10 protein-coding genes and 1 pseudogene are annotated in these 16,173 nt (G+C 67.8%); 5 read left to right on the top strand and 6 right to left on the bottom strand.

Going from position 1 to position 16,173, the window contains the following annotated elements; all coding sequences use genetic code 11:
* Positions 1 to 2: 2 nt before the first annotated feature.
* The 5 genes and pseudogenes from THIX_RS08030 to THIX_RS08010 form a co-directional block, all read right to left on the bottom strand.
* Entirely contained in the window at positions 3 to 3,170 is a 3,168-nt protein-coding gene (locus THIX_RS08030) for an efflux RND transporter permease subunit (RefSeq protein WP_112485817.1), read from the bottom strand.
* Positions 3,167 to 6,412 carry an efflux RND transporter permease subunit gene (locus THIX_RS08025; protein ID WP_233224725.1) on the bottom strand — a complete coding sequence of 1,082 codons (3,246 nt, stop codon included), beginning with the start codon at positions 6,410 to 6,412 and terminating at the stop codon, positions 3,167 to 3,169. Before THIX_RS08025 ends, THIX_RS08030 begins: the two co-directional genes overlap by 4 nt.
* Positions 6,413 to 6,753: 341 nt before the next feature.
* Positions 6,754 to 7,881, bottom strand: a pseudogene (locus tag THIX_RS08020) (efflux RND transporter periplasmic adaptor subunit); the annotation flags it as partial.
* Positions 7,882 to 8,701: 820 nt separating this feature from the next.
* Positions 8,702 to 10,057 (bottom strand): IS1182-like element ISThsp16 family transposase, encoded by a 1,356-nt coding sequence (locus THIX_RS08015; RefSeq protein WP_112484377.1) that lies wholly within the window; start codon positions 10,055 to 10,057, stop codon positions 8,702 to 8,704.
* An 80-nt stretch (positions 10,058 to 10,137) separates the two neighbouring features.
* The gene (locus THIX_RS08010) at positions 10,138 to 10,743 is read right to left on the bottom strand and encodes a cob(I)yrinic acid a,c-diamide adenosyltransferase (protein ID WP_112485814.1); all 606 of its coding nucleotides are present in this window, start codon (positions 10,741 to 10,743) and stop codon (positions 10,138 to 10,140) included.
* A 204-nt stretch (positions 10,744 to 10,947) separates the two neighbouring features.
* On the opposite strand from THIX_RS08010, the gene THIX_RS08005 reads away from it, so the two are divergent.
* From THIX_RS08005 to THIX_RS07985, 5 genes are read left to right on the top strand one after another with little or no spacing between them, the layout of a single operon-like run.
* Positions 10,948 to 12,354 carry an FAD-binding oxidoreductase gene (locus tag THIX_RS08005; RefSeq protein ID WP_112488253.1) on the top strand — a complete coding sequence of 469 codons (1,407 nt, stop codon included), beginning with the start codon at positions 10,948 to 10,950 and terminating at the stop codon, positions 12,352 to 12,354.
* A complete protein-coding gene (locus THIX_RS24060; RefSeq protein WP_233224455.1) occupies positions 12,351 to 12,803 on the top strand; it encodes a hypothetical protein in 453 nt (150 codons plus the stop codon). Before THIX_RS08005 ends, THIX_RS24060 begins: the two co-directional genes overlap by 4 nt.
* A gap of 9 nt (positions 12,804 to 12,812) precedes the next feature.
* Positions 12,813 to 13,241 (top strand): VOC family protein, encoded by a 429-nt coding sequence (locus THIX_RS07995; protein WP_112485813.1) that lies wholly within the window; start codon positions 12,813 to 12,815, stop codon positions 13,239 to 13,241.
* Positions 13,242 to 13,280: 39 nt separating this feature from the next.
* Positions 13,281 to 13,784 carry an SRPBCC family protein gene (locus THIX_RS07990; protein ID WP_158540829.1) on the top strand — a complete coding sequence of 168 codons (504 nt, stop codon included), beginning with the start codon at positions 13,281 to 13,283 and terminating at the stop codon, positions 13,782 to 13,784.
* Positions 13,785 to 13,802: 18 nt separating this feature from the next.
* Positions 13,803 to 14,690, top strand: a complete 888-nt coding sequence (locus THIX_RS07985) for a sterol desaturase family protein (RefSeq protein WP_112485811.1) — start codon at positions 13,803 to 13,805, stop codon at positions 14,688 to 14,690.
* A gap of 174 nt (positions 14,691 to 14,864) precedes the next feature.
* On the opposite strand, the gene THIX_RS07980 is transcribed toward THIX_RS07985, so the two are convergent.
* Entirely contained in the window at positions 14,865 to 16,091 is a 1,227-nt protein-coding gene (locus THIX_RS07980; protein WP_112485810.1) for a DNA-directed DNA polymerase, read from the bottom strand.
* Positions 16,092 to 16,173 lie beyond the last annotated feature (82 nt).

Raw genomic sequence — 16,173 nt, 5'->3', positions numbered from 1 at the left:
GTTCAGGCCGGAGTGTCGAGCGGAACCGGATTGCCGCTGCGGCCGAATTTGCGCAGGGTCCATTGCCGCAGGCGGTCGAGTTCGAGGTAGATGACCGGGGTGGTGTAGAGCGTCAGCGCCTGGCTGACGACGAGCCCGCCGGCGATGGAGATGCCCAGCGGCTGGCGCAGCTCGGCGCCGTTGCCGCTGATGAAGGCCAGCGGCAGCGCGGTGAACAGCGCCGCCAGCGTGGTCATGAGGATGGGGCGCAGGCGCAGGGTGGCAGCCTGGAAGATGGCGTCGCGCGGTCCGGCGCCATGCTCGCGCTCGGCCTGCAGGGCGAAGTCCACCATCAGGATGGCGTTCTTTTTGACGATGCCGATGAGCAGGAACACGCCGATCAGGGCGATGATGGAAAACTCGGTGTGGGTGATCAAAAGCGCCAGCACCGCGCCCACGCCCGCGGGGGGCAGGGTGGAGAGAATGGTGAGCGGGTGCAGCGTGCTTTCGTACAGGATGCCGAGCACGATGTAGATGGCGAAGATGGCCGCCATGATGAACAGCGGCTGGTTTTTCAGCGTGTCGGAGAACAGCTTGGCGGTGCCCTGGAACCCGCCGTGAACCTCGGACGGCAGGCCGATCTCGGCCATGGCCTGGTCGATCTTGCCCTGCATCTGCCCGAGTGCAATGCCCTTGTCGAGATTGAAGGAAAGGGTGGCCGAGACGAACAGCCCCTGGTGGTTCACCGCCAGCGGAGTGTTCGTCAGCTCGTAATGCGCCAGGGCCGCGAGCGGCACGCGCTGGCCCTTGCTGCCCACCAGGAAAAGATCTTGCAGCGCCGAGGCGCTTTGCTGGTACTGCTGCGCCGCCTCCATCACCACGCGGTACTGGTTGAGCGGGGCGTAGATGGTGGAGACCAGGCGCTGGCCGAAGGCGTCGTTCAGGGTCTGGTCGATGGTGGCTATGGAAATGCCGTAGCGCGCCGCGGCCGCGCGGTCGAGCACCAGGGAGAGCTGCAGGCCGCTGGCCTGCTGGTCGGTGTTGACATCGTTCATGCCGGGAATGCGCTTGAACGCCGCCAGCACCTTGGGCTCCCAGGTGCGCAGGGTGTCCAGGTCGGAGGCCTGCAGGGTGTACTCGTACAGCGCCGCCGAGGGCCGGCCGCCGGCGCGAATGTCCTGCACCGGAAACATGAAGGTCTGCGCCCCCGGCACGCTCGAGAGCGCCTTGCGCAATTGCGCGATGATGGTCTGCACCCCCCGGCGCTGGTCCAGCGGCTTGAGCTGCATGAACATGAAGCCGCTGTTGGCGGTGCTCCCGCCGGTGAACGCCAGCACGTTCTGCACGCCTTCGTTCTTGCGCACGATGGCGACGATCTGCTCCAGCTTCTTGCTCATGCCCTGAAAGGAAATGGACTGATCGGCCTGCACCGAACCGACCAACAAGCCGGTGTCCTGCGTCGGGAAAAAACCCTTGGGGACGATGGCGTAGAGATACACGCTCAGACCGATGGTGGCGAAGAACAGCAGCAGCATGAGCGTGGGATGCGCCAGCGCCCCGCGCAGGCTGCGGGCGTAGCCGCCGTGAATGGCGTTCCACACGCGCTCCAGACGCGACACGCGGGCAACACTCCCCCTCCCGGCCTCCCCCACGGGTGGGGGAGGTGAAGTCACTCCCTCCCCACTGATGGGGAGGGTTGGGGCGGGGAGGGGTTTCGCGCGCAGCCAGCGCGACGCGAGCATGGGCGTGACGGTGAGGGAGACCAGCAGCGAAATGCCGATGGCCACCGACAGCGTGACGGCGAACTCGTGGAACAGCCGGCCGACGATGCCGCCCATGAACAGCACCGGCAGGAACACGGCCACCAGCGACAGGCTCATGGACAGCACGGTGAAGCCCACTTCGCGCGCACCCTTGAGCGCCGCGTCCAGCGGCGCCATGCCGGCCTCGACATGGCGCATGATGTTTTCGAGCACGACGATGGCGTCGTCCACGACGAAGCCGGTGGCGACGATCAGCGCCATCAGCGACAGGTTGTCGAGGCTGTAGCCCAGCAGCCACATGGCGGCGAAGGTACCCACCAGCGACAGCGGCACGGCCAGTGCCGGAATGAGGGTGGCGCGCCAGTCGCGCAGGAACAGCCAGACCACGCCGATGACCAGCATGACGGCGAGCAGCAGGGTGTTCTCCACCTCTTGCAGCGAGGCGCGGATGGTGGAGGTACGGTCGGACATGATGCGCACGTCGATGCCTGCCGGAATGGAGGCTTCGAGCTGCGGCAGCGCCGCCTTCACGCCTTCCACGGCGCTGATGATGTTGGCCCCGGGCTGGCGAAAAATGATGAGCAGCACCGCCGGCTCGCCGTTCGCCAGGCCCATGTGCTGGTCGTTCTGCAGCCCTTCCCGGACCTGCGCCACTTCATCCAGCCGGATGGGCGCGCCGTTCTTGTAGCCCACGACGATGCGCCGGTACTGCGCCGGCGTGGTCATCTGGTCGTTGGCGCCCACCTGCCAGCGGCGGTCCGCGCTGTCCACCGCGCCTTTCGGCGTGTCCACATTGGCGCTGGCGATGGCCTGGCGAATCTGCTCCAGCCCCAGGCCCATGCCGTTGATGCGCGGCAGGTCCAGTTCCACCCGCACCGCCGGCAGCGCGGAGCCGCCCACGGTGACCGAGCCGATGCCGGCGACCTGCGAGATCTTCTGCGCCAGGATGGTGGAGGCGGCGTCGTACATCTGCCCGCGCGTCAGGCTCTTGGAGGTGAGCGCGAGGATCATGATCGGCGCATCCGCCGGGTTCACCTTGCGGTAGGTCGGGTTGCCGGTGAGCCCCGTGGGCAGCAGCGGCCGCGCGGCGTTGATGGCGGCCTGCACCTGGCGCGCGGCGCTGTTGATGTCCTTGCTCAGATCGAACTGAAGAATGATGCGGCTGGACCCCTGCGTGCTGCTGGAGGTCATTTGCGAAATGCCGGCAATCGTCCCCAGGCTGCGCTCCAGCGGCGTGGCCACCGTGGCGGCCATCACCGCCGGGCTGGCGCCGGCCATATTGGCCTGCACCGTGATGGTCGGAAAATCCACCTGCGGCAGCGGCGCCACCGGCAGCAGGCGAAAGGCCATGACGCCCGCCAGCAGCACCGCCAGCGCCAGCAACGTGGTGCCCACCGGGCGACGAATGAAGGGGGCGGAAAGATTCACGGCTTCCCCTCCCCGTCCGTGGAGGATGTCGGCGGGGGCACGCCTGAAGATCGCGCGGCGCCGCCCCCACCTGTGGGGGCGGCTGGGAGAGGGAGGTTCCGCCCGCCCCCCGGACCGGAACCGAAGGTGCGCGTCCGCCATGCCGCGGCGCGCGTGGCCAGGCGGTCGAAGGCGAGATAAATGACGGGCGTGGTGAACAGCGTGAGCAGCTGCGACAGCAGCAGCCCGCCCACCATGGTGATGCCCAGCGGCTGGCGCAGCTCGGCGCCCATGCCGCCGCCCACCACCAGCGGCACGGCGCCGAACAGCGCGGCGAACGTCGTCATCAAAATCGGGCGCAAGCGCAGGCGCGCGGCTTGCAGCATGGCGGCCTCGGGCGCAAGCCCCTGGTGGCGCTGGGCGTCGAGGGCGAAGTCCACCATCAGGATGGCGTTCTTCTGCACGATGCCGATGAGCAGGACGATGCCGATGATGGCGATGACGGTGAGGTTGTGCCCCGTGCCCATCAGCGCCAGCAAGGCGCCGATGCCGGCCGATGGCAGCGTGGACAAAATGGTGATGGGGTGGATGTAGCTCTCGTACAGCACGCCCAGCACGATGTACATGGTGGCCACCGCCGCCAGCAGCAGCCAGAGCTGGTTGGAGAGCGCCGCCTGGAAGGCGCTGGCCGCGCCCTGGAAGGCGATGACCACCGAAGGCGGCAGCGCGGCGTCCGCGGCCACCTGCTGAATGGCATCGACCGCCGCGCCGAGCGAGGCGCCAGGGGCGAGCTGGAAGGAAATGAGCGCCGCCGGGAACTGGCCGAGATGATCCACCGCCAGCGGCGTGGCGCGTTGCTCGACATGGGCGATGGCCGACAGCGGCACCGGCCGCCCGCTGCTGCTGGCGAGGTAGATGTTGTCGAACGCCGCCAGCCCCCCGCCACCGCCGGGCCGCCCCAAGGCGGCAGGCACCCCCTCGGACAGCAGCGAAGGCGATGCCGTTGAAGCGTGGGGATTCTGCGCCCCACCGCCGGTCGTGCTGACCCCCAGCACCACGCGGTACTGCGCCGACTGGGTGAAGATGGTGGACACCAGGCGCTGGCCGAAGGCGCTGTAGAGCGCGCTATCCACCGCGCTCATGGTGATGCCCAGACGCGAGGCGGCGCTGCGGTCCACGTCCACATAGGCCTGCAGGCCCTGGTCCTGCAGGTCGCTGGTGACGCCGGCGAGCTGCGGCAGGGTCTTGAGCTTGGCCATCAGCGCCGCGTTGGCGCTGGAAAGCTCGGCCTGGCTGGTGGCCGAGAGGCTGAACTGGTAGGGATAGCGGCTGGCGATGTCGTCGATGGTCAGGTCCTGCACCGGCTGCAGGAAGGCGCGTATGCCTTCGACCTTCGCGGCGCGCGCGTCGAGCCGAGAAATGACCGGCTGCACCCGCAGCACGCGTGCGCTCAAGGGCTTGAGGCTGATGAGCAGGCGCCCGGTGTTCATCGTCGTGTTGGTGCCGTCGATGCCGACCACCGAAGACACACTGGCCACCGCCGGGTCTTGCAGCAGCGCGTCGACCAGCGTCTGTTGCCGCTGGCTCATCGCGGCGAACGACACGTCCTGCGGCGCCACGGTGGTGGCCTGAATCAGGCCGGTGTCCTGCACCGGAAAGAAGCCCTTGGGAATGGCGATGTAGAGAAACACCGTGAGCACCAGCGTCGCCAGCGCCGCCAGCAGCACCAGCGGCTGGTGGCGCAGCACCCAGCCGAGCGCCCGGGTGTAGCCCTCGGTCAGGCGCTCGAAGGCATGGCCGGTGGCGCGGAACAGGCGGCCCTGTTCGTGCTCGGGCACATGGCGCAGCAGCCGCGCCGACAGCATGGGGGTGAAGGTGAGCGACACCGCCGCCGAAATGACGATGGCCACCGCCAGGGTGATGGCGAATTCGCGGAACAGCCGCCCCACCACATCGCCCATGAACAGCAGCGGGATGAGCACGGCGATGAGCGAGAAGGTGAGCGAGATGATGGTGAAGCCGATCTGCGCCGCGCCCTTGAGCGCCGCTTGCAGCGGCGGCTCGCCGGCCTCGATGTAGCGGGAGATGTTCTCGATCATGACGATGGCGTCGTCCACCACGAAGCCGGTGGCAATCGTCAGCGCCATGAGCGTGAGGGTGTTGATGGAAAAGCCGAACAGATACATCGCGCCGAAGGTTCCCACCAGCGCCAGCGGCACGGCCGTGGCGGGAATGAAGGTGGCGCGCGCGCTGCGCAAGAAGACGAAGATGACCAGCACCACCAGGGCCACGGCGAGCAGGAGTTCGAACTTGACGTCGCTGATGGCGGCGCGAATGGTGACGGTGCGGTCCGACAGCACCGAGAGCCGCGCCGCGGCGGGCAGTTGCTGCTGCAGGCTGGGCAGCAGCTGCTGAATGCTGTCGACCACGGCGATGACGTTGGCGCCAGGCTGGCGCTGCACGTTGATGACGATGCCAGGTTTGCCATTGACCAGGGCCGCCTGCCAGGCGTTCTCGGGGCCGGTGTCGATGGTGGCGACATCGCCCAGGCGCACCGGCGCGCCGTTGTTGTAGGCGATGATCATCTGCCGGTATTGCTCGGGCGACTGCAACTGGTCGTTGGCGTCGATGGTGAAGGATTGCCGGCTTCCGCTGATGCTGCCCTTGGGGCTGTTGACGTTGGCCCCGGTGATGGCGGTGCGAATGCTGTCCAGGCTCAAGCCCAGCGCCGCCAGGGCCTGCGCGTTGACCGTGACGCGCACGGCAGGCTTGTGGCCGCCGGACAGCGTGACCAGGCCCACGCCCGAGACCTGCGAGAGCTTCTGGCTCAAGCGCGTGTCGGCCAGGTCGTAGAGCGTGGTGAGGGGCAGCGAGTCCGAGGTCAGCCCCAGGGTGATGACGGGCGCGTCCGCCGGGTTGACCTTGGCGTAGATGGGCGGCTGCGGCAGGTCGGTGGGCAGCAGGCTGCCGGCGGCGTTGATCGCCGCCTGCACCTCCTGCTCGGCCACGTCGAGCGACAGCGACAAATCGAAACGCAGGGTGATGACCGACGCCCCGCCGGAGCTCACCGACCACATTTGCGCCAGCCCCGGCATCTGCCCGAACTGCTGCTCAAGCGGCGCGGTGACGGAGGATGTCATCACATTCGGGCTGGCCCCGGGGTAGAGGGTGGTGACCTGGATGGTGGGGTAGTCCACCTCCGGCAGCGCCGCCTGCGGCAGCAGCTTGTAGCCGACGAAACCGGCCACCAGCACCGCGATCATCAGCAGCGTGGTGGCGATGGGCCGCAGGATGAACAGCCGCGACGGACTGGGGCGGTCGGCGCCAGCCCCCCCCTCCCGGCCTCCCCCTCCAGTGGGGGAGGTGAAAGCTGCGCTGCGCGAAGCTTCTGGATGCCCCTCCCCGCCTTCCCCGCGCTGTGTGGGAGGGGTTGGCTCCCTCCCCGCCTGCGATGAGGGCTGGGGTGGGGAGTCGTCGGTCTGCTGCCCGCTCATGCTCAGCGCGCTCCGCTGGCCGCAGCCTTGGCATGCTCGCCCGGCTTTGTCTTTCCCTTTTGCGACGTCGGCGAAGCCTCCGCAGTGCGCGCCTGCACCACCTTCACTTCACGGCCATCGCGCAGGCGGTCCAGACCATCGGTGACGACCCGTTCACCGGGCTTCAGGCCGGAGACGATTTGCGTCAGGTCGCCGTCGGTCGCCCCCGTCGTCACCTTGCGCAACATCACCTTGTCGCCAGCGCCGATCACATACACATAGGTGCCAGGCGCCCCCACGGCCACGGCGGTGGTCGGCACCACCACCGCATCGGGAATGGTGCGCACCAGCAGACGAACGTTGACGAACTGGTTGGGAAACAGCGCCAGGTTCTTGTTGTCGAACTCGGCGCGCAGGTTGAGCGTGCCGGTCGCGGTGTTGATCTGGTTGTCGGCCGCCACCAGCTTGCCGCTCGCCAGCAGCCGGGTGTTGCGCGCGTCCCAGGCCTGGGCTTCGAGCTGCTTGCCGGACATGCGAGCCGTGCCGGGGCGCCCCAGGCGTGTGCCTCCCCCTTGGGGGACAAAATCCGCTTGCGGATTTGCCGGGGCACCCAGCAACCGCCCGACCACCTCGCCGATCTGCTGCTGCGGCAAGGCGAAGGTCACGTCCACCGGCTGCACCTGGGCGATGGTGGCGATCGGCGTCACGCTGCCGCCTGTGGTGCTGCTGGAACCGTTGCCCGCGCCCACCGCGCCCGAGGTGGTCACCATATTGCCCGCATCCACCGGCCGCAGGCCGGCCAGGCCGGCCACCGGGGCGGTGATGCGGGTCCAGCTGAGTTGCAGTTTGGCGTTGTCGAGCGCGGCCTTGTTGGCGTCGAGCGTGGCCTTGTACTGCGCCACGGTGGCGCGCTGGTCCGACACCTGCTGCGCGGAAATCGAGTCCTGCTTGAGCAGGGTTTCATAACGCACCAGGTCGCTCTGCGCCCCGCTCAGTTGCGCCCGGGTCTGCTCGACCTGGGCTTGCGTCTGCTCCACCGCGATCTGGAACGGACGCGGGTCGATCTGCGCCAGCAACTGCCCGGCCCTGACCATCTGCCCCTGCTTGTAATCCACGCTTTGCAGCAGGCCCGCCACGCGCGGCATGACGTTCACCAGGCTGCGCGGCGTCACCGTGCCCAGGGCACTGAGCCACACCGGTAACGGCTGCGCGCGGGCGACGGCCGCCGTCACCGGCTGCGGTGGCTGCTTGCCGGACATGCCGGGCGGACCTTTCTGGGTGTTGCTCACATCGCCCACGCGCCACCACAGCATGGCTCCTGCCGCCAGGATGGCCAACGGCAGCAACCAGGGCCAGCGACGCCCGGCCGGCCGGGCAACGGAGGTCGGAGCAGGATCGGGGCGTGGGCCGGATGGGGTCATGGGCAGGGTTCGGATGAAAGGCGAGACACAAGCAAGGCATGGTGGCCGGCCAAGGCATGGTGGCCGGCTGACCGCAGCGCGGTTGGCGCATTGTCCAATCGTTCCCGGCCCGCATGCCTCCTGGGGGTATGTGCAGACCACATTGTGAACAGGCCGCATCATGCCCGAGCCGCATGAACGCCGCGTGAGGCGTTTGTGTTGAAGTTTTGCTGGCAGGAAACCACCAGCCAAGTGGTCACGCCATGCGGCAAGAGCCGGACCTACTCGATTGATGTTTCCCCGGTCCGTGGCCGTCCGAATTCATCCCCTCCCCAACCCTCCCCACGCATGGGGAGGGGGCGGGCTCCTCCCCCGCGAGGTGGCGGAGGCCAGGAGGGGCATCCAGAAGCTTCGCGCAGCGCAGCTTTCACCTCCCCCACTGGTGGGGGAGGCCAGGAGGGAAAGCTCGGTGCGCTGCTTCGAGTCTCTCGCCTGTTCTGGAAAGCTCACTAGGAGGCTGTCGGACTTGAACCCGAGCGAATCCGATTGATCAGTGCGACGCGTTTTTTTTGACAGCGGCGCGCTGATCGAACGCTCTCGATGGTTGGCGAGACACTGTGAGGGCACATGGGGCGGCCTGGGGACTCGGTTTTGGCGTGGTCGGGGCGCACTATTGCCCTCACGCGGCTCGCAGGACGTGCATGCGCTTGATGTTCCAAGCCATGGTCACCAAGCTCCATTCGCCTTGTGCCTTGGCCAGCCCGCGCATGCTCATCTGGCGCCAACCCATCACTTGCTTGATGATGCCGAACACCGGCTCCACTGTCTGCTTGCGCAGGCCGTACAGGGCTCGGCCTGCTTGCGTGCCCAGGCGGTGTGCCATCTGCACGAGCGGATCCGTCGTCTGGGGCTCGGGCACATCGGGTGCAAAGCGCCCCATCACCGGCGTGTGATGCGACTCCCGCTTGAGCGCCAGCAGCGGCTCGATACCCGCGTCGTTGCACGCGATCACGTTGGCTTGGCTGAAGAAGCCGTTGTCCGTGATGAGCGTGTGCACCTCGCCCAGCACCGCGGGTAACGCTTGGATCTGCTGCAGCGTAGGCACAACTTCGCGCTTGTCGTTGGATGCCTGGCTCACATGCTGGGTGATCACCATCATCGTCGCGATGTCCACGCCGGCTTGTGCGTTGTAGCTTTGCTCGAAGCCCCCACCCGACACGGGCATGATGCGCGACTCTTCATCCGTGAGGTTGACCTGATCGCTGCTCCGGGGGCCGGCCTCTGGCGGCTCAGGGTCCTTGCCGCGCGGCTTCTTGCCCGCCTCGCGCTGGGCTTGGCGCTTGGCGGTCTTGGCCTCGTACTCCTGCTGCTCGACCTGATGGCGTTCGCTGGCGCGCTGCTCGATCTTGGCCTTGGCCTGCGCGATTGCGCTCAAGCGATCTGCACGCAGGGCGATCTCCGCCGGCACATCCATGCCGTCGGGTACCGTCGCGCGGTCGCTGTTCTCTGCCAGCGCCAGCAGCGTTTGTACTTCCTGGCGCAGCTGCGCCTCGATCTTGTTGGCATGAGCCCACGACAAGGCCTTGTGCTTGCTGGCGTTGGCGTCGATCTTGGTGCCATCCAGCGCGATGTGTCCGAGCTTGAGCAGCTTCATCTCGCGCGCCAGAACCAGCACCTGCACGAACAGTGCCTCCACCTCCTTCAAGAAGCGGCGGCGGAACGTCGCCAGCGTGTCGTGATCGGGGTGGGTATTGGCCGCAACAAAGCGGAACGCCACCGAGTCGTAGGTCGCCCGCTCGATCTTGCGGCTGGAGTGCACGCCGTTGGCGTAGCCGTAGATCAGCAGGCCCAGCAGCACCGCCGGATGGTGCGCCGCCGAGCCCCGGCCTGCGTACTGTCGGGCCAGATCGCCCAGATCAAGCTGCTCGATGACTTCGACCACGAAGCGCGCCAAGTGATCAGTGGGCAGCCATTCGTCCACCGACGGTGGCAACAGATATGCGGTGTCTCGGTCAACAGGGACGAAGCGGCTCATCGGCTCGGGCTCTCGGTTGTGCAGCAGCAATTGTCTCGGATAGCGTCTTCATCCGGAAGACCGCAAAGTCCGACAGTCTCCTAGGGCCTGGCCTTGCGTTCGTGTTTCCAGTACACCTCGGTGCTGCCTTCGGCTCCGGCGCGGTTGAGGCTGCGCGCCAGCACGAACAACAGGTCCGACAAGCGGTTGAGGTATTGCAAGGGGCGGGCGAGGTCGGCAAGCGCCGCTGGCGTGGCCGTGGCAGCGCCAGCCTGCGGCTGGACAGCGCGCATCACCGCCACCACCGCCCGCTCGGCGCGCCGCGCCACGGTGCGGCACACATGGGCGAGGCTGGCGGCGCGCGTGCCGCCGGGCAGGATGAATTCCTTCAGCGGCGGCAGCAGCGGGTTGTAGCGCGCCAGCGCCGCGTCCAGGCGCCGCACATGGGCGTCCTGCACCAGGGTCATGCCCGGCACCGCGAGTTCGCCGCCGAGGTCGAACAAGTCGTGCTGCACCTGCAGCAGCAGTTCGCGAATCGCGTCGTCCATCGGCTCGGTGAGCAGCAGGCCGATGTGGGAGTTCAGTTCATCCACCTCGCCCAGGGCGTGGATGCGGTCGTCGGCCTTGGAGCGTCGGCTGCCGTCGCCCAGGCCGGTGGTGCCGGCGTCGCCGGTGCGGGTGGTGATGGCGGTGAGGCGGTGTCCCATGGTTGCTTCCCTTTCAAGTCGGCGCCGCTGACGGCAACAGCGTATTCTTGTCCAAGGTGACGTTGAATGCGTCGTCGTGAGTACGCGGGCCTCGGTTTGGAATGCCATGCAGGGCGTCCAAACCAGGCAGACACGGATGCGTGCGGCGCGAGGAACCCGTTCGGCGTTGCCCTCGACAATCAGACTGCCTCGAAGGAGACCATGATGAACGCACCGGCTACGTCCCAAACGCTCACCCGCCCCACCCCACCCGCCCTGCTCGACGCCCTGGCCATGCGTTTCGGTGCGCAACTCTCCACCGCGCTGGCCGTGCGCGAGCAGCATGGGCGCGACGAGTCGCCCTTCGACGTGCCGCCGCCTTCCGCCGTGGTGTTCTGCGAAAGCACCGCCGACGCGGCCGACGCGGTGAAGCTCGCCGCCGCGCACGGCGTGCCGGTCATCGCCTTCGGCGCGGGCTCCTCGCTCGAAGGCCAGTTGCTCGCGGTGCAGGGCGGCATCAGCCTCGACCTCACCAGCATGAACCGCGTGCTCGATGTCGCCGCCGCCGACATGCTGGTCAAGGTGCAGGCCGGGGTGACGCGCATGCAGTTGAACGAGGAGTTGCGCCACACCGGGCTGTTCTTCCCCATCGACCCCGGTGCCGACGCGACCCTGGGCGGCATGACCGCGACGCGCGCCTCGGGCACCAACGCCGTGCGCTACGGCACCATGCGCGAGAACGTGCTGGCGCTCACCGTGGTGCTGGCCGATGGCCGCGTGGTGCGCACCGGCACGCTGGCGCGCAAGAGCAGCGCGGGCTACGACCTCACGCGCCTGTTCGTCGGCAGCGAGGGCACGCTGGGCATCGTCACCGAGGTCACGCTGCGGCTGTATCCCCAGCCCGAGGCCGTGGCCGCCGCCGTGTGCTCCTTCCCCGACGTGGCGCAGGCGGTGGACTGCACCATCGCCATCATCCAGGCCGGCATCCCCATCGCCCGCGTCGAGCTGATGGACCCCGGCGCGGTGCGCGCCGTCAACGCCCACGACCACCTCGGCCTGCCCGAGCAACCCTTGCTGCTGATGGAATTCCACGGCTCGCCCGCAGGCGTGCGCGAGCAGGCCCAGAGCGTGCAGGGCATCGCCGCGGATTATGGCGGCTCCGACTTCGCCTGGGCCGACACGCCGGAAGAACGCACCCGCTTGTGGAAGGCGCGGCATCACGCCTACTTCTCCGCGTTGCAAACCAAGCCCGGCTGCCGCTGCGTCACCACCGACACCTGCGTGCCCATCTCGCGCCTGGCCGAGAGCATCAACGCCACCATCGCCGAGGCCGAAGCAGCTGGCCTGCCCTACTTCGTCGTCGGCCATGTGGGCGACGGCAACTACCACATCGGCTACCTGCTCGACCCGGCCAAACCCGAAGAACGCGAATTGGCCGAACGCCTCAATGCGCAGTTGGTGCGCCGGGCGCTGAAACTCGGCGGCACCTGCAGCGGCGAACACGGCATCGGCCTGCACAAACAGGAGTTCCTGCGCGAAGAAGCGGGCGACGACGCGCTGGACGTGATGCGCGCCATCAAGCAGGCCCTCGACCCGAATGGCATCTTGAATCCGGGGAAGATTTTTGCGTGAGCAACCACCACGATCAACCCTGGTCAGACCGAAGAACGTTTTTACTGCTTCGGCAAAGTTGGCAGTGGCATCCTCACCCGGTGCGGTTCACCCACCGCAACCATGTCATTCGCATCATTGGCGCTGGTGTTATTGGCGCAAAGGAAAAGCTCTTTATGCGCAGGAAAATTCATTGCACCGATGAGCCTCTCGGCGAGGTGCGGATCATTCCTGATTTTTTGCCACCGCCCGCGCAACTTGGCCTGCGTGACGAAGGCGTCAAAGTCACCCTGGCCCTGAGCAAGAAGAGTGTGGAGTTCTTCAAACTTGAAGCGCCCCGAAATCACACGCAGTATCAACGCATGATCCGCCACTTGCTCGACGCCTATGTCGATCGGCACAGCGCAGCCATCCCCACGCAGTCACCACGCAAGAGCATGGCGAAAAGCGGCGCAGTGAAATCCAACTGATTGCACCCCATGTTCACCTACCTCATGCTCGGCACCAACGATCTGGCCCGGGCCGTGCGCTTCTACGATCCGGTGATGGCTGCGCTCGGCCATGCGCGTTGTGACACGGGGAACGATGCGTCCGATGACGAAGCCGGTTGGGGCACCTATCTCGACGACGGGCGGCAGGAACTGGCGTTGTGGCTGTGCCAGCCCTTCAACGGCCAGCCCGCGAGCGCCGGCAACGGCACCATGGTGGCGCTGGCCGCGCGCACGCGGGCGCAGGTGGATGCCTTTCACGCCGCAGCCCTCGCCCAAGGCGGCACGAACGAAGGCGCGCCCGGCCTGCGCCCGCATTACGGCCCCGACTTCTACGCCGCCTACGTGCGCGACCCCGACGGCAACAAGCTCGCCGCCGTGTGCCGCGCGGCGCCGAGCGCGTCGGGGCTTGGGGCGTAAGCAGCCAGGGCCGGCCCGCTTCGACACCACCCGATGTCCATGTCCCTGTCCTGCACGGCCCAAGCCACCCTGCCCTGCAGCGCCGAGGCCGCGTTCGATCTCTCGGCCGACCCGGTGCGTTTTCCACCCCTGTTTCGCGGCTACGGGCTGATTCCGTCCATCCGCTCCATCACCCTGCTGTCGCCACTGGCCCTGGGGTGCGAGCGGCGCGTTGCCAACAGCGACGGCTCGGTGCTCACCGAACGCGTCACCGCCCTGCAACGCCCTCACCTGCATGCCTACACCCTGAGCGGCTTTCGCCCGCCCTTCTCCTGGCTGGTGCGCCAAGGCGTTGCCAGCTGGACCTTCGCCCACACCACCGATGCCACCGGCGCCGCCCGCGGCTGCGCGGTGGAATGGCGCTACACCTTCACCCCGCGCGCGGCGCTGTCACAGCCCTTCGTTGCCTTGCTGCTGCGCTGCTGCATGCAGCCCGCCATGCAGCGCAGCCTGGATGCGATGGCGCGTGCATGCGCCGCAAGTCTCGCCACCACGCCGGTTTAGAGCCGAACTCAACACCGCATGGACAACCCCATCCTGCTCTTGCTCGGCCCGGTCTTCCTCGGCTTCATCGCCTGGGAAGCCTGGCATTTCAGGCGCATGGGCCGCAGCAACTACACCTGGGCGGACACCACCTCCAACGCCGCCCTGGCGCTGATGCACCAGGCCTCGGACGCGGTGGCCTGGCTGCTCACCTTCGGCCTGTTCGTCGGGCTCTGGCAGCATCGTCTGTTCAACATTCCCGCCACCTGGTGGAGTGTGGTTTTGCTCGTCGTCGCCCAGGACTTTTTCTACTATTGGTTTCACCGCACCAGCCACCGCGTGCGCTGGCTGTGGGCCTCGCATGTCACTCACCATTCGTCGGAGCGGCTCAACCTCTCCACCGCGTTCCGCCAGAGCCTCGCCTACCCCATCTCGGGCATGTGGCTGTTCTGGCTGCCGCTGGCGTGGATCGGCTTCGCCCCTGCGCACATCGTCGCCGTGGTCGCCATCAATCTGGCCTTCCAGTTCTTCGTCCACACCGAGGCGGTGGGCCAGCTCGGCTGGCTGGAGCATGTGTTCAACACCCCTTCGCACCACCGCGTGCACCACGCCCGCAACCCGCAATACCTCGACCGCAACTACGCGGGCGTGTTCATCGTGTGGGACAAGCTGTTCGGCAGCTTCACGCCGGAAGATCCGGCCCATCCCTGCGTCTACGGCATCGTCCATCCGATCCGCAGCCATAACCCCATCACCCTCACCTTTCACGAATGGATCGCCATGCTGCGCGACGCTGCACGCGCACGCGGGCTGCGCCAGCGGCTGGTGCAACTGTTCGGTCCACCCGACCGGGCGCTGGCGGATCAGGAGTCTGCGCCTTTGCCACGATCGAACAGCATCGGCACGACCATGCAGCCCCCTCCATAGCGCCCCCAGCAGCCCGCAAGCGGCCCCCCCGGGGAGGGGTCAAGAAAACTCGGGAACCGCCCTTCGTTGCCTTGGGAGCGGAGAGTTGGGCAGGACGTTTGCCTCGCGGTGTTGGCGGATGTCCGTCGAAGGCCTGTCAGGGCGATGCCATGGCGCCCCCGGCATCCACAGGGCTCACGCCTCGGTGCCGAGGTCGGGAATGCGGTTGAAGGCGATGCGCATGGGCGCGCTGTCGCGGGCGCGGTGGGCGCTGCCGCAATAGACGGTGTGCTTGCCATAGCGCAGGTTCAGCGCATCCACCGCCTGCCACAGGCCGCTGCGGCGGCTGTCGTCATCGAACAGGCCGGCGCTGCTTTGCGCCAGCGGCAGCAAGTCGTGCAGCACCATGCCGACCTTGAATGGCGGCGGCAGCCGCGGCGGCAAACCCGCCCAGAGCGCGGCCAGGGTGTGCAGCAGGGTCTGGGTGTCCTGCGTGTGCGCCATGCGTGCGGCCTGTTCCCAACGCTGCGATGCCTGGCCGCGGGCGGCGCAGCGCAGGCCCACGCTCATGGCGCCGGCCACCAGGCCTTCGCGGCGCAGGCGCATGGCGGCTTTTTGCGTCAGTCGGTCGAGCACGGCGCAGGCGTCGTCGCGGTTGCGCTGCTCGGGTGGCAGCACGTGGCTGTGGCTCAGGGTGCGGCGCGGGCTGGCCAGGCGTTGCACCGGCAGGCCGTGGAGCTGGTCGTGGAAGTCGTCGCCACCGACACCGCCCCAGATGGTGTGGAGTTGCTCGCGCCGCGCGCGCCACAGCTGCGCCACCGTGGTCAGCCCATGCGCGTGCAGCCGCGCCAGCATGCCGCGGTTGATGCCGGTGAGGTCGTCGAGCTTCATGCGCAACAGCGGGCCGGGCAGGTCGGTGTCGTCCAGCACCACCAGGCCGTCGGGCTTTTGCAGGTTCGACGCCTGTTTCGCCAGGAATACATTGGGCGCAATGCCCACCGACACGCGCAGGCATTCACCCAGCGCCTCGCGCAGCCCGGCCTTGATGCGCAGCGCCAGCGCGGTGGCGCGCTCGCGGCTGCTCCAGCCCATGGGCAGGCCGCAGGCCATCTCGTCGATGGACAGCACCCGCTCCACCGGCGCCACCCGGTCCACCGCGGCGATGGCGCGGTGGTGGAACTCCACGTACAGCGCATGCCGCGCCTCGACGAACACCATGCCGGGGCAGAGCTTGCGCGCCTCGGTCACCTGGGTGCCGGTCTTCACGCCGAAGGCCTTGGCCTCGTAGCTGGCGGCGATGCAGCAGGTGGTGTCGGCCATCATCGGCACCACCCCCACCGGCCGCCCGCGCAGCTCCGGCCGCGCCTGCTGCTCCACCGAGGCGAAGTAGGCATTGAAATCGACGAGCAGACAACGCAACATGGCCAGCACCCCAAACCCCGGCGCACCTGCCACGGCCCGCCATGGGCGTGGCGTTGAGCAGCCGGAAGGCCATGTTAACTGT

It is taken from the genome of Thiomonas sp. X19 (assembly GCF_900089495.1).
In the GTDB taxonomy this organism is placed as follows: domain Bacteria; phylum Pseudomonadota; class Gammaproteobacteria; order Burkholderiales; family Burkholderiaceae_C; genus Thiomonas_A.
Note: the sequence above shows the minus strand (reverse complement) of the source record. Positions and strands in the feature narration are given on the sequence as shown.

Bases quoted from the DNA above. Each gene is read 5' to 3' on its own strand.
- THIX_RS07980 (WP_112485810.1), bottom strand. From the start codon at position 16,091: ATGTTGCGTTGTCTGCTCGTCGATTTCAATGCCTACTTCGCCTCGGTG.
- THIX_RS08015 (WP_112484377.1), bottom strand. From the start codon at position 10,057: ATGAGCCGCTTCGTCCCTGTTGACCGAGACACCGCATATCTGTTGCCA.
- THIX_RS08005 (WP_112488253.1), top strand. From the start codon at position 10,948: ATGAACGCACCGGCTACGTCCCAAACGCTCACCCGCCCCACCCCACCC.
- THIX_RS07985 (WP_112485811.1), top strand. From the start codon at position 13,803: ATGGACAACCCCATCCTGCTCTTGCTCGGCCCGGTCTTCCTCGGCTTC.
- THIX_RS07995 (WP_112485813.1), top strand. From the start codon at position 12,813: ATGTTCACCTACCTCATGCTCGGCACCAACGATCTGGCCCGGGCCGTG.
- THIX_RS08010 (WP_112485814.1), bottom strand. From the start codon at position 10,743: ATGGGACACCGCCTCACCGCCATCACCACCCGCACCGGCGACGCCGGC.
- THIX_RS07990 (WP_158540829.1), top strand. From the start codon at position 13,281: ATGTCCCTGTCCTGCACGGCCCAAGCCACCCTGCCCTGCAGCGCCGAG.
- THIX_RS08025 (WP_233224725.1), bottom strand. From the start codon at position 6,412: ATGATCGCGGTGCTGGTGGCCGGTTTCGTCGGCTACAAGCTGCTGCCG.